A 12,455-nucleotide genomic window follows, 5' to 3' on the forward strand; every position below is an offset into this window, starting at 1 on the left:
CCCTTCATGGGTGCGTGGATTGAAACGTTTTGGAAAGTATCCGGAGACCGCCGGAATCTGGTCGTACCCTTCGTGGGTGCGTGGATTGAAACCGATCATTTCGATGGGTCCGCGGTGTAGTGTATGTCGCACCCTTCGGGGTGCGTGGATTGAAACGAGGTGGAAATCAGCCTTTCGACCGCATCCCATTGTCGCACCCTTCGTGGGTGCATGAATTGAAACGCGCCAGACTTAGGATCTGGCGTCTTATTTGTAGTCGCATTATAAAGAGGGCCTGCATTAAATCTTATCTTGCAACGGCGCTTTTTTTCTTATTTTTCAACTTTTCTTCTCGTTCCGCCTTTCGTTGACAGTCATCTGTTTCTCATGCTATAGTAAGAACGATATAATATAAGTAATAGGTCAGGTGTCACAGACTTAATAGAGAAGCCGGTTCAACGCCGGCGCGGTCCCGCCGCTGTAAGGTGGAGCCAGGCTGCAAGGATGTCACTGTACTTTTGTATGGGAAGGCGCAGCTTTGGCCATGAAACCAAGCCAGAAGAACTGCCTGACGGATAATCACCGATAGACCTGCGAGCGATGGGAAGGAGATTGTACGGAGCATATTCGGGGACTGTCGTCTATACGACGGTCCCTTTATCTTTGTATGTCCTTCTCCCGCAGGTGTGCTACAGGAAGGGGATAATACTTACGATGGAAGCAATCATTCACGGTTTTCAGTTATTTCAGCAAGGCGGTCCGGTCATGTATCTCTTATTGGCCTGCTCGCTCTTTGCGGTGTATATCGGCATTGAACGGGCCATCTTTTTCGCCCAGATGGATGCCGGCAAGGCTTTTGCCAATAAGTTTTATACGTACATGAAGTTCCACAAGGCGGCTCAGGCCAAACAGCTGGCAGCCGACAGCAACGGTGGTCTGCCCCTCATTTTAAACGACGTCTTTGAAGGTCAGGGGGGCGCCGAATGGAAGGCCTTTATCGAAATGCAGTCGGGGATTTTTATCTCCCGCCTTCGCAGTCATCTCTATTATTTGAGCGTCATCGTCACCTTGGCGCCGCTCTTGGGGCTCCTCGGGACGATCAGCGGCATGATCCGCTCGTTCAGTATCTTTAACGTCCAGTCCGGTCAGGCCATTGCCATTACCGGCGGTATCGGCGAAGCCCTCATCGCCACGGCTTTTGGCCTCTGCGTCGCTATTTTGGCCTTGGTCATCCATTCTTATTTTACCCAGCGCCTCGATCGCATCATTACCGATATGGAGCTTTGTTTCTCGGCGTTGGAAACGATGGACCAGAAAGAAGGGCAGTAACATGCGCCTACGTCAATTACGCGATTTTGAAAAGCCCTCGATCATGATCATCCCCATGATCGACATCATGTTTTTCCTCTTGGTCTTCTTCATGATGTCGTCTTTATCCATGGTGGATATGCATAGTTTGGGCGTCCAGCTGCCGGTGGCGGCCGATGCCAGCGAAGCGCCGTCGTCCCAGTATGCCGTCACTTTGAAGACGGACGGAACGCTGTGGCTCAATGGCAATGCCGTCGACCGCGAGGCTCTCATGGCTTCGGCACGGGCCCGGCAGGCCGAAGACAAATCCTTCAGCGTCATCCTCTATGCCGATAAAGCCGTCGATTACGGCAAGGTCATGGCCGTCCTCGATGCCTTTAAGAAAGTCGGCGTCACCCGCATCGGGCTCGTCGCGGATAGTGGGGCCCAGCCATGAGGTGGGGGAAGAAGAAAGGCCGCATTGCCGCCGGATTTTCCGTATCCCTTCACGCCGCCGTCTATTTAGGCTTGGCAGCGGGCGGCTTCTTTACGGTGCTTCAACACTACTCGCGTCAGCCCAATGTGACCGACGTCATGATTTATAATAGCGGCGACATGGCCGGTGCCGGCGGAAGCGATGCCGATGGGACCGATGCCGTCAGCCGCGATGGCGGCGGTGATTATGACCAACGAGAAACGGTCGCTTCGACGCCTGAAAAGGCTCCGACGCCGGACGTGACGCCAGCCAGTGAGGTGACACCTCCGACGCCCGGCGCCCTTACCTACGCCGCAGCTCAACGGGAATCGCAGCCGGAATCTTCCGATGAAAAGGGAACGTCGAACCGGGTGCAGGATGCGGGACCGGAAAAGGCCGCCGATCAAGCGAAGACCTCGGGCCAGACCAACACTTCCGGAACGGCAAGCAATACCGGTAAGACCGGCCCTTCCGGCAGGCGGGCAGCCGGTCCCGGGACGAATGATCCCATGGCACCATCGGGAAACATCCACGTTCCCGACGGGGTTGCCGATTTCCTCGACAGCGTCAAGGCACTACTCCCTAATAAGTTATCGGAAGCCCAAGTAAATGAACCGAAAGAACCCTCCATTCCACCGGTGGAGGCTCGCCAATCAAATACGACCATTATTACCGCCAAGGAGATGGACGAACACCACGACTCGTCGGTCCAGGAAGCCTTGCAGCGCGTATCCGGCGTCAGCATCAATGACATGGTGCCGGGCATTTCGTCTTACGTCAAATTAAACGGCGACGACCGGGTCTTGATCCTCGTCGACGGTCAGAGTCTGGCCAACGCCCAGGGGGCCGGCTACGGGCGGGGGAGCGTCGATTTGGCCAACCTTCCCGGCGTCGGTGCTATCGATCACATCGAAGTCACCAAGGGCAGCGGTTCCGTCCGTTACGGCAGCGGGGCCGTCGGCGGCGTCATCAATATCGTCACCAAAAAAGGCGACCGCAACGAGTCGTCCCTCGACGCCTACACCGGCTCGTGGGGCATGCACGGCTATACGCTGACCAACAGCGGCCGGTCGGGCAAGACCAGCTGGCTCATCAGCGGCGACATGGAACGGCGCCAGTATTACGCCTTCCCGAACGGCATCAATGCCGACAAGTCCCGCGGCGATATTGCCAAAGAGTCCTTATCCCTTCGCCTCGATCAGGATTTGACCGACGACACGTCGTTGACCTTCAAGGCCTATCATCAGACTTATCACGGCCACGGTTCGACCTTCCTCGGTTCCTATTCGACGTCGCTTCCCAAGGAGCTTCAAAAAGAGCGCCTCTCGGGTTGGTATCTCAGTGCCAATAAGCCCATCGAGCGGCTCATCAATAATTACAGCCTGACCTATAATTTTAAGAAAAATCAGGCTCAGCCCGGTTTCTTCCGCTATTTTAACGACTATCAACGGACCTATTGGACCAACCATTACTTTACCCGTACCCAGGGGTTTGAATGGCAGAACAACTGGCAGGTCGGCCGCCATCACATCACGGCCGGTGCCGAATGGACGGAAGATATGGGGACCAACTACGAGGCTAACTACATCGACAAGCGACGTCACAATACGGCCCTCTATACCGAAGATGCCATGAATTTTGGCAAATTGACGGTGACGCCGGGTCTTCGCATCGATGATAACAGCACTTACGGTACTCATCAGACGCCGCGGTTGGCCATGAACTATAAGGCCAACGACGACTTCAACGTCTACGCTTCGTGGAGCCGCGTCTTTTCGCCGCCGCGCCTCAATGACCAGTTCTACCTGGTGACGTCTCGCGGTAAGATCACCTCCATCGGTAATGAAAATCTGAAACCTGAAGAAGGCTACACCCAGACCCTGGGATTCCAGTACCGCATGGGGCCCAAGACCCTCCTTGAAGGCAGCGTCTTCCACAGCGACTTAGAGAACGTCATCCGCTGGAATCGGGACGTAACGCCCAGGGAACCGCAAAACCTCAATGAAGAAGATAAACGGGGCTTTGAATTGTCCCTCAAACAGACGATCAATGAAAAATGGGATTATGAATTGGGCTATTCCTACATCCATACCAAAGTCGATGAAGGCGAAGGCCTTTCCTACGACGAAACGTATAACCAGCCCAACGGCTACCGGGCCGGTCTCCATTACCATCAGGGCAAATGGCAGGCCAACGTCGATGTGACGGCCGGTACGGGGCGTAATGATACCTATTACAGCAACAATTCCTACGTCGTCTGGAATGGCAGCGCGTCTTATTCGCCCGATGAAAATACGACTGTTTATGTCAAAGTGGCCAATATCAACAACGCCAGCTACGATTTATACCATAATTATCCTGCTGCCGGCCGGAACTGGCAGGTCGGGATTCGTCAGAAGTTTTAGAAAGGGGCCTTTCCTGTGAAAAAATTTGGCTTATGTCTCATCGTCCTTTGTCTGTTCCTCCTCGCCGGCTGCGGTCCTCAAGGGACGAATCAGCAAGGCGCGTCCGATGGAAATTATGCCGTCATCACCGACGATAGGGGCAAGACCGTCACCCTGCCTCAGAAACCGCAGCGCGTCGTCGTCTTGTCGACGTCGCTCTTAAACTTTGCCGATGCCCTCGACGGGACCCTCGTCGGCCGGGCTGCCGTCAAGTCCGAAGATGCAGCCCTTCCGGAAAAATATAAAGACGTGCCCGATGTGGGCCCGGTTTACAGCGTCAGCCTGGAAAAAGTGACGGCCCTTCAGCCTGACGTCGTCATCGGCAGTACGGACCACCATGAAAAATTGGCGGCCCAGCTCGAAGACAGCGGCATTCCCGTCATCTTGCTGCGCACCAAGACTTATGATGACGTCAAGCACAACCTGGACATCATGGGCCAGGTCTACGGCAAAGAAGATCAGGCCAAGGCCGTCGATGACAAACTCGATACGGAAATCAAGGCTATCACCGATACCGTGCCGAAGGATGGCCAGCGCATTGCCATCATCCATGCCACGCCTAGTGCCGTGTCCCTGGAACTGCCGACCAGCATTGCCGGCGGCATCGCTGAATTGCTCCACTTGCAGAACGTCGTGGCATCTTCTGCGGCTGGCGGCGACAACAACCGCATTCCTTACAGTATGGAAAGCCTCGTCGAAGCCAATCCCGACGTCATCTTCCTGACCTCCATGGGATCGTCGGACAAGATCGAAAAGCGCGTCAAGAGCGATATCGAAAGCAATTCGGCCTGGTCCTCTTTAAAAGCCGTCCAGTCGGGCCGCTTCTACGTCCTGCCCGAACGCTACTTCCTGCTCAACCCCGGCCTCGATTATCCCAAGGCCGTCGGCTATATGGCAAACTTAGTCTATCCGGGAGTGGCGCCTCATGAATAAGCTGCGGCGGGATCGAGCCGGCTGGCGCTGGTTCATGCTCATCGTCTTCGCCGTCTTGGCGGCTCTCGGCCTCTTGCTGTCGGTCATGCAGGGGGCGGCGGCCATTACGGCGTCGGACGTCATCCGCAGCCTGTGGCAGCCCGGTGGGGGGACGGCGGATCAGATCATCTGGAACATCCGCCTGCCCCGGACCTTGACCGGTGCCCTGGTCGGGGCTAATCTGGCCCTGTCAGGCGCCATTTTACAGGCCGTCATGCGAAATCCTCTGGCCGATCCGCACATCATCGGCATCTCGTCCGGGGCCGGCCTCTTCGGACTCATCGTCCTCATCGTCGTCCCGTCGTACGCCTTTTTGATGACGCCCGTTTCCTTCGTCGGCGCCATGGCCGCAGCCGGGGCGATTTACCTCTTGGCATGGAAGGACGGCATCAAGGTCGTGCGCATCATCTTAGCCGGCGTCGCCGTGTCGGCCTTCTTAGGGGCCATCATTTCCGGCATCCTCGTCTTTTACAGCGACCGCGTCCACGGCGCTCTCTTGTGGATGGTCGGGGGCCTGGCGGCCAGCAGCTGGAAAGACGTCTTCGTCATTGCGCCGTATGCCGCCGTCGGCTTTATCCTGGCCTTTATCGGCGCTTACTATTTGAACCTTCTCCAACTCGGGGAAGACATGGCCCGCAGCCTGGGCCTCAACGTCGAAATGGCTCGTCTGGGACTTACGGCCGTAGCAGCCCTCCTCGCGGCCAGTGCCGTCAGTGTCGCCGGCCTCTTAGGCTTCGTCGGCCTCATCGTGCCGCACATGGTGCGCCTCTTAGTCGGCACCGACTACCGCTATATCATTCCCGGGGCAGCCCTCTTTGGGGCGGCGACGGTCACCTTGAGCGATACGGCAGCCCGGCTCCTACTGGCGCCGGCTGAGCTTCCCGTGGGTATCATCATCGCCTCCTTAGGTGCGCCCTTCTTCTTATTTCTCCTGCGAAAGGAAGTGTGAGCCGTGGATGCCATTACCATCAAAAATCTCGTCGTCGAGCGGGGTGGGAAGACCATCCTCCACGATATGACGGCATCCCTTTCGAAGGGGAACATCACGGCCGTCATCGGTCCCAATGGCTGCGGCAAGAGCACCTTCCTCAAGGCCGTGAACTGCATGATTCCCATCGCCGGCGGCTCCATCGAGCTTTCCGGCCGCGACGTCCATTCCTTTTCGCGAAAGGCCTTATCCCGGGAAATCGCCTTCTTGACCCAGAGTCACGATTTGCCCAATGACGTACCCGTTGCCGATTTGGTAGCCATGGGACGGTTTCCCTACCGCAGGCTTCTGTCGCCGCTGACCAAAGATGATCGGGACGCCGTCGCCCGTGCCATCGACGCCGTAGGCCTTGCGGGCTATGAAAAAAGGGCCATGCAGCACCTCTCCGGCGGCGAGCAGCAGCGGGCCTGGCTGGCCGTGCTCCTCGCTCAGGATGCGCCCATCCTCTTACTCGATGAGCCGACGACCTATCTTGACGTCCGCCACCAGCTGCGGATTTTAAAGCTCCTCCGGGACATCAATGAAACTTGGAAGAAGACCATCGTCATCGTCCTCCACGACATGAATCAGGCTTATCAATATGCTGATGACGTCATTATCATGAAAGAAGGAGCCATCGTTTCGACGGGAGCGCCTCACGATATACTGACGCCGGCCATGCTGCGCGACGTCTTTGACATCGAGGCTGAAGTCGTCGCCACCAAAGACGGCCGGCCCTTCATCGTGCCCACAGACGCCCTGCCGTGACGGCGGGCCTTGAAAGGAGAGAGGCATGGACTTATTTACCATTAAAGACGGAAAGAAACTTCGCTGCGGTTATACGACCGGTTCTTGTGCGGCGGCGGCAGCCAAAGCGGCGGCGGTCATGGTCCTGACGGGAAAGCGCGTCGACGCCGTGGCCCTTACGACGCCCAAAGGCGAGGTGCTCCACTTGCAGCCCGAAGAGATCTCTTTCGGACCGGGGACGGTGACCTGCGCTATCCGTAAGGAAAGCGGCGACGATCCCGACATTACCGACGGCATCCTGGTCTTTGCCACCGTCGAAAAAATAGAGCAGGGCTATGTGATCTCCGGCGGTCCCGGCATCGGCAAGGTGACGAAACCGGGCCTTGCCTGTGCCGTTGGCGAATGGGCCATCAACCCCGTGCCGCGGCGCATGATCGAAGAAGCCCTTCAGGCAGCGGCTAAGGCATGCGGCTACGACGGCGGCCTCAAGCTGACCTTGTCCATTCCCGGTGGTGAAATCTTGGCGCAAAAGACTTTTAATCCCCGCCTTGGCATCGTCGGCGGCTTGTCTGTTTTAGGGACGTCGGGCATCGTCGATCCCATGAGTGAACAGGCTCTGGTCGACACCATCCATACCGAAATGGACTCGCGAAGAGCTGCCGGGAAAACGCATCTCCTGGCCTTTTTTGGCAACTACGGCGTCGACTTCAGCCGTGATACACTGGGCATCGACGTCAGCCAGCGGGTGACCATCAGCAACTACGTCGGTGAAATGCTGGACTACGCCGTCTATAAGGATTTCTCCGACGTCCTCCTCATCGGTCATATCGGGAAATTGATTAAAGTCGCCCAAGGCATTATGAATACCCATTCCCGTTATGCCGACGGACGGACGACGCTGCTGGCCTTAGAAGCCGTCTTTGCTGGTGCATCCCGCGAGTTGGCCCATCAGATTTACGACAGCCTGACGACGGATGAAGCCGTCCGCCTCTTAGATGAGGCCCATCTTCTGACGCCGGTCATGGAAGCCGTCTGCCAAAAAATAGAACACTATATGGAAGCCCGTACTCACGGTGCCATCCGTACTGGAGCCGTCGTCTTTTCTAACGTCTACGGCGTCCTGGGTTATACATCACAGGCCAAAGACTTATTGGCCGTCCATCAGAAGGGGGAAGTTCGATGATACATTTTGTCGGCGCCGGTCCCGGTGCTGTCGACCTCATTACCGTCCGCGGCAAGACGCTGCTGGAACAGGCCGACCAGATTATTTATGCAGGTTCGTTGGTAAATCCGGAATTATTATCTTATGCCAAGAAAGACTGCGTCATCTTAGACAGTGCGTCCATGACCTTAGAGGACGTCATCGCCGCCATGGAAACGGCCGAAAAACTGGGCTGGATGACGGTCCGCCTGCACACGGGCGATCCCTCGGTCTACGGCGCCATCCGCGAACAGATGGACATCCTCGCTGAAAAGAATATTGCCTATGACGTCGTCCCCGGCGTCAGCTCCTTCTGCGGTGCCGCTGCAGCTTTAAAGGCCGAATACACCTTGCCGAGCATCAGCCAGTCGGTCATCATCACCCGTATGGAAGGGCGGACGCCCGTTCCCGACGGCCAGAAAATCGCTGACTACGCCGCTCATCAGGCGACGATGGTCATCTTCCTCAGCGCCTCGCTTACGGAAGGCCTGCAAAAAGAACTGATGGACGGCGGCTACGACAGCGATACGCCAGCTGCCATCGTCTATAAAGCGTCCTGGCCTGATGAAAAAATCTATCCCTGCACGGTAGCGACGCTGGCCGAAACGGCCCGGCAGAACGGCATTTCTAAGACGGCCCTCATCGTCGTCGGCAAGGTCCTCGAAGGCCCGTACGACCGAAGCCTTCTGTACCATCCGGCCTTTACCCACGCCTGCCGCAAGGCCGAGCCCGATACCCAGCAGTACGGCGACCATTTTAAAACGGACGACCATCGATAGCGGTAAGAAACTAAATATAGTGCGACGGCAACTTTTCGCTTGAAATCCCATAAAAAATGACCTCCTAAGGTTAGCTGGTAAGGCTAAGCGTAGGAGGTCATGTCTGTTTTGGGGCGATGGCAATCGTTAGGACCGCTTCATATAGAGCAGGGGGTAGGCATTTCCCTGTTCGTCGAATTCCGTCCGTTTGTAGACGATAAATCCTAAGTGTTCGTAAAAGCCCTTGGCTAAGGGATTCTGCTCATTGACGGCCAGGTCGTTGACGCCGTACTGTTCGATGCCGTAGCCGAGGAGGGCCGAGCCGATGCCGCGGCTGCGGTATTCATCAGCGACGAAAAGCATTTCCACCTTTTGGTCGTCAATTCCCAAAAATCCTAAGGGACTGCCGCTGTCGTCTTCGGCGATGATCAGCCGCGGTACGACGGCCAAAGCTTGGGGGACGAAGGCTTTGATGGCTTCAATGGCGCTGGGGGATAAAAAGAGATGGGTCGCCCGGACGGCGCTTTCCCAGATGGCCAGCAGTTTTTCTGTCAATTCTGGGGTTCGTTCTTGGATTTCGATGATATTCAATGGTTTTCTCCTCATGAGGCCGGCCGGATTCGGTGTCAGCCCGGTCGTTCGCAGCTAGGGACGGCGCTATTCGTCGCCGGGATCGTCGTCGTTATATTCCGGCAGGAGGTCACTGGTGTAGACCCGTTTGCCTGACGTGACTTCGTCGTAGAAATTCTGTTTCCAGTCGATATAGTCGATGGATTCTTGGATTTCCTGCAGCTTTTCCTGTAAGAGGGACCGCTTCTTATCGAGCATGATCTTGCGGACGGGAATGGAATCGGGCCCTTGCAGGCAGTAGGCCAGGTACTGTTTCATTTCTTCGATGGTCATGCCGCACTTTTTCAGGCAGGTCAGGCTTTTGATCCAGGCGATGTCGTGGTCGTCGAAGACGCGGCGGTTGTTGTCCAACCGCTTGACGTTGGGCACAAGGCCGGTGTTGCAGTAGTATTTTAACGTTTCGTAGGGAAGGCCCGTCTGTTCACAGGCTTCTTTCATGGCATAGAGTTTTTTTGATGCAGCTGCCATGACAGCGGTCACCTCCTTAAGATGCCTTTCGGTTAGAAAGGGCGTTTATTTCTGATTGGCGTACCACTGGAAGAGAGCCTGGGTGCCGCAGTCTTCCATGCCGTCGGCAGCCAGTTTATCGTAGAGCTTCTTGGCCAGGGTCAGTCCCGGCAGGTCGAGCTTCATTTCGGCTGCCGATTCGAGGGCGATGCGCATGTCTTTAATGAAGTGCTTGATGTAAAAACCGGGGGCCGTGTCGCCTTTTACCATCCGCGGCGCCAGATTGGCCAGGGACCAGGAACCGGCTGCACCGGACGAGAGGGTCGCGATGACCTTTTCCGGATCGAGGCCGCTCTTTTGGGCGTAGGCAATGGCCTCGCAGACGCCCATCATGTTGGACGCAATGGCGATCTGGTTGCTCATCTTGGCGTATTGGCCGCTGCCGGCCGGGCCAAAGTAAGTCAAGGTCTTCCCCATGGCCGAAAAGACGGCGTTCATGGCCTTAAAGGCATCTTCATCGCCGCCGACCATGATGGCCAGGGTCCCATTTTTCGCGCCGACGTCACCGCCAGAGACGGGCGCATCGAGGGCGTCGATGCCAAGGGATTTGGCTTTGTGGTAAATTTCTTTGGCAAGAGACGGGCTCGACGTCGTCATGTCGATGACCGTGCCGCCTTTTTTCCCCTTCAAGATACCGTTATCGCCTAAATAAACTTCTTCGACGTCTTTCGGATAGCCGACGATGGAAATGACGACGTCCGACGCTGCGGCGACGGCCGACGGTGATTCAAACCACTGGCATCCTTCCGAAATGAGGGCGTCCGCCTTGCTTTTGGTACGCGTATAGATGTTGACCGGGAAGCCTGCTTTGAGTAAATTGCGGATCATGCCCGTTCCCATGACGCCCGTTCCAATAAATCCGATGGTTGTTGTATTCATAAGTAACACCTCCAATGATATGCATGCTCTTATTATAGCATAAATAGTTTTAATATAAATATGGCTGTCCTGAATCTTGACAGAAAAGGTGCCCTTCTGCTATACTTATCCCGTAATTAAATAGCGAAGGGGAGTAACCTTTCAGCTGTCCATCAACATCGTGCCGTCATGACCGGCTGGTGGCAGCATTGCTGACGCAATAGGTGAGACTTTCGTATGATACCAGTTTGACTGATACCATGCGGAAGTCTCTTTTGTTTTATTCAGAGAAAGTAGGAGAAACTATGGAATTCTTATCAATGCAATTTTTCACAGCCTTAGGGACCATCATTTTATTGGACATCCTCCTCGGCGGCGACAATGCCGTCGTCATCGCCATGGCAGCCAACAAGCTGTCGCCGGCCCTGCGAAAAAAAGCCATCCTCATCGGTACGGCCGGGGCCGTCATCATCCGTCTGATCATGACCTTCATCGCCGTCTGGCTGCTTACGATTCCGTATCTGCAGGTCATCGGCGGCCTGATTTTGCTGCCCATTGCCGTAAAACTCCTCGTCCCGGAAGAACACCACGACGAGGTCAAGGCCTCGGATAACCTTATGGGAGCCATCAAGACCATCATCATCGCCGATGCCGCCATGGGTATCGACAACGTCCTGGCCATTGCCGGTGCGTCTCACGGCAGCTTCCTCTTGGTCGCTATCGGCTTCTTAGTCAGTATCCCCATCATCGTCGGCGGCAGCACCATCATTGGCCGCCTCATGGACCGCTTCCCGGTCATCCTCTACGCCGGTGCCGGCCTCCTCGGCTGGACGGCAGGCTCGATGATCGGTCACGACAAGATCTTAGGCCCCATGATTCAGGCTTCCGTCGGGTCCTGGGCTCCCTTGGCCATCCAGATCTTCCTGGCTGTGGGCGTCATCGCCGTTGGCTTGGTCATGAGCCGCAATGTGACGGCTAAAGCCCAGGGCTAAGCACAGCAGTCCGTTTGATTTCTCACCGCGGCTGTGTTACAATGACTTTAAATTATTAAATAATTGCGATTTATAGATGAAAAGAGGTAATAGCATGAAAACATGGAAAATCTTTGGCCTGACAATGGCCCTGACGGCAGCAGCTGCCGTATCCTTTGCCTCCGTTCCTCAGTCGGCCCTTCGCATCGGCGGCATTCCCTTCGATGCTGAAAGCTCGGTCATTCGCTCCATCTATGGCATGCCGACTAAGGTCGACGTTCACATGGAAAAGGAACGGGCGACGGAAGATTCGGAATATGAATACGGTAACTCCGTTTCCATCGCATTGAAATACGATCGGGTCCACCAGATCGAAGTCTCGGCCAATAATGGCTGGGAAACGGCAGACGGCGTCCGTGTCGGCATGGATATCGCTGACGTAGAAGCTGTCTACGGCGAACCCGATGCTGTGAAGGACGATCACTACATCTATTACGTCACTGGTCGGTCGGACCTCGGCATCGATATCGAAGTCGAAAATAACCGCGTCGAAGAAATCAAAGTCGGCAAACTGGATAAGTAAGCCCGGATACAGAAACACCAGCCCCAAAAATCAGATGGGCTGGTGTTTTTTTTGGCGCCGAATAGGCATGATAAAA

Annotated in this window: 13 protein-coding genes and 1 riboswitch; of the genes, 10 read left to right on the top strand and 3 right to left on the bottom strand. The window is 55.8% G+C overall.

The genetic code is table 11. From position 1 onward, the window contains the following. Nucleotides 1-387: 387 nt before the first annotated feature. Nucleotides 388-566: riboswitch (cobalamin riboswitch) on the top strand. Nucleotides 567-693: 127 nt separating this feature from the next. The 8 genes from HMPREF3201_RS11200 to cobM are packed head-to-tail and all read left to right on the top strand — an operon-like array spanning nucleotide 694 to nucleotide 8,851. Then, on the top strand, nucleotides 694-1,308 hold the full coding sequence (locus HMPREF3201_RS11200) for a MotA/TolQ/ExbB proton channel family protein (protein WP_062413144.1): 615 nt from the start codon (nucleotides 694-696) through the stop codon (nucleotides 1,306-1,308). A gap of 1 nt (nucleotide 1,309) precedes the next feature. Further along, nucleotides 1,310-1,723 (top strand): ExbD/TolR family protein, encoded by a 414-nt coding sequence (locus tag HMPREF3201_RS11205; protein WP_062413145.1) that lies wholly within the window; start codon nucleotides 1,310-1,312, stop codon nucleotides 1,721-1,723. Then, nucleotides 1,720-4,146 (top strand): TonB-dependent receptor plug domain-containing protein, encoded by a 2,427-nt coding sequence (locus HMPREF3201_RS11210; RefSeq protein ID WP_062413146.1) that lies wholly within the window; start codon nucleotides 1,720-1,722, stop codon nucleotides 4,144-4,146. Before HMPREF3201_RS11205 ends, HMPREF3201_RS11210 begins: the two co-directional genes overlap by 4 nt. A 15-nt stretch (nucleotides 4,147-4,161) precedes the next feature. After that, nucleotides 4,162-5,118, top strand: a complete 957-nt coding sequence (locus tag HMPREF3201_RS11215; protein ID WP_062413147.1) for an ABC transporter substrate-binding protein — start codon at nucleotides 4,162-4,164, stop codon at nucleotides 5,116-5,118. After that, entirely contained in the window at nucleotides 5,111-6,106 is a 996-nt protein-coding gene (locus tag HMPREF3201_RS11220; protein WP_062413148.1) for a FecCD family ABC transporter permease, read from the top strand. Before HMPREF3201_RS11215 ends, HMPREF3201_RS11220 begins: the two co-directional genes overlap by 8 nt. Before the next feature lie 3 nt (nucleotides 6,107-6,109). Beyond that, nucleotides 6,110-6,892 carry an ABC transporter ATP-binding protein gene (locus HMPREF3201_RS11225; RefSeq protein ID WP_062413149.1) on the top strand — a complete coding sequence of 261 codons (783 nt, stop codon included), beginning with the start codon at nucleotides 6,110-6,112 and terminating at the stop codon, nucleotides 6,890-6,892. Between the two features lie 25 nt (nucleotides 6,893-6,917). Next, on the top strand, nucleotides 6,918-8,054 hold the full coding sequence (cbiD, locus tag HMPREF3201_RS11230) for a cobalt-precorrin-5B (C(1))-methyltransferase CbiD (RefSeq protein WP_062413150.1): 1,137 nt from the start codon (nucleotides 6,918-6,920) through the stop codon (nucleotides 8,052-8,054). Then, nucleotides 8,051-8,851, top strand: coding sequence for a precorrin-4 C(11)-methyltransferase (gene cobM, locus HMPREF3201_RS11235; RefSeq protein WP_062413151.1), 801 nt, complete (start codon nucleotides 8,051-8,053; stop codon nucleotides 8,849-8,851). The genes cbiD and cobM overlap by 4 nt, the downstream gene beginning before the upstream one ends. A 126-nt stretch (nucleotides 8,852-8,977) precedes the next feature. Here cobM and HMPREF3201_RS11240 read toward each other — a convergent pair whose 3' ends face one another. From HMPREF3201_RS11240 to HMPREF3201_RS11250, 3 genes are all read right to left on the bottom strand, one after another. Beyond that, nucleotides 8,978-9,421: a GNAT family N-acetyltransferase gene (locus HMPREF3201_RS11240; RefSeq protein WP_062413152.1), complete on the bottom strand. Its 444-nt coding sequence runs from the start codon at nucleotides 9,419-9,421 to the stop codon at nucleotides 8,978-8,980. A 66-nt stretch (nucleotides 9,422-9,487) separates the two neighbouring features. Beyond that, complete coding sequence (locus tag HMPREF3201_RS11245; RefSeq protein WP_062413153.1) at nucleotides 9,488-9,928, bottom strand: MerR family transcriptional regulator; 441 nt, start codon at nucleotides 9,926-9,928, stop codon at nucleotides 9,488-9,490. Nucleotides 9,929-9,973: 45 nt separating this feature from the next. Beyond that, nucleotides 9,974-10,846: an NAD(P)-dependent oxidoreductase gene (locus HMPREF3201_RS11250; protein WP_062413154.1), complete on the bottom strand. Its 873-nt coding sequence runs from the start codon at nucleotides 10,844-10,846 to the stop codon at nucleotides 9,974-9,976. Nucleotides 10,847-11,130: 284 nt separating this feature from the next. On the opposite strand from HMPREF3201_RS11250, the gene HMPREF3201_RS11255 reads away from it, so the two are divergent. Further along, the gene (locus HMPREF3201_RS11255) at nucleotides 11,131-11,817 is read left to right on the top strand and encodes a TerC family protein (protein WP_062413155.1); all 687 of its coding nucleotides are present in this window, start codon (nucleotides 11,131-11,133) and stop codon (nucleotides 11,815-11,817) included. Between the two features lie 94 nt (nucleotides 11,818-11,911). Next, entirely contained in the window at nucleotides 11,912-12,379 is a 468-nt protein-coding gene (locus tag HMPREF3201_RS11260; RefSeq protein WP_062413156.1) for a hypothetical protein, read from the top strand. Nucleotides 12,380-12,455: the final 76 nt, after the last annotated feature.

Source organism: Megasphaera sp. MJR8396C (assembly GCF_001546855.1).
Taxonomy (GTDB): domain Bacteria; phylum Bacillota; class Negativicutes; order Veillonellales; family Megasphaeraceae; genus Megasphaera.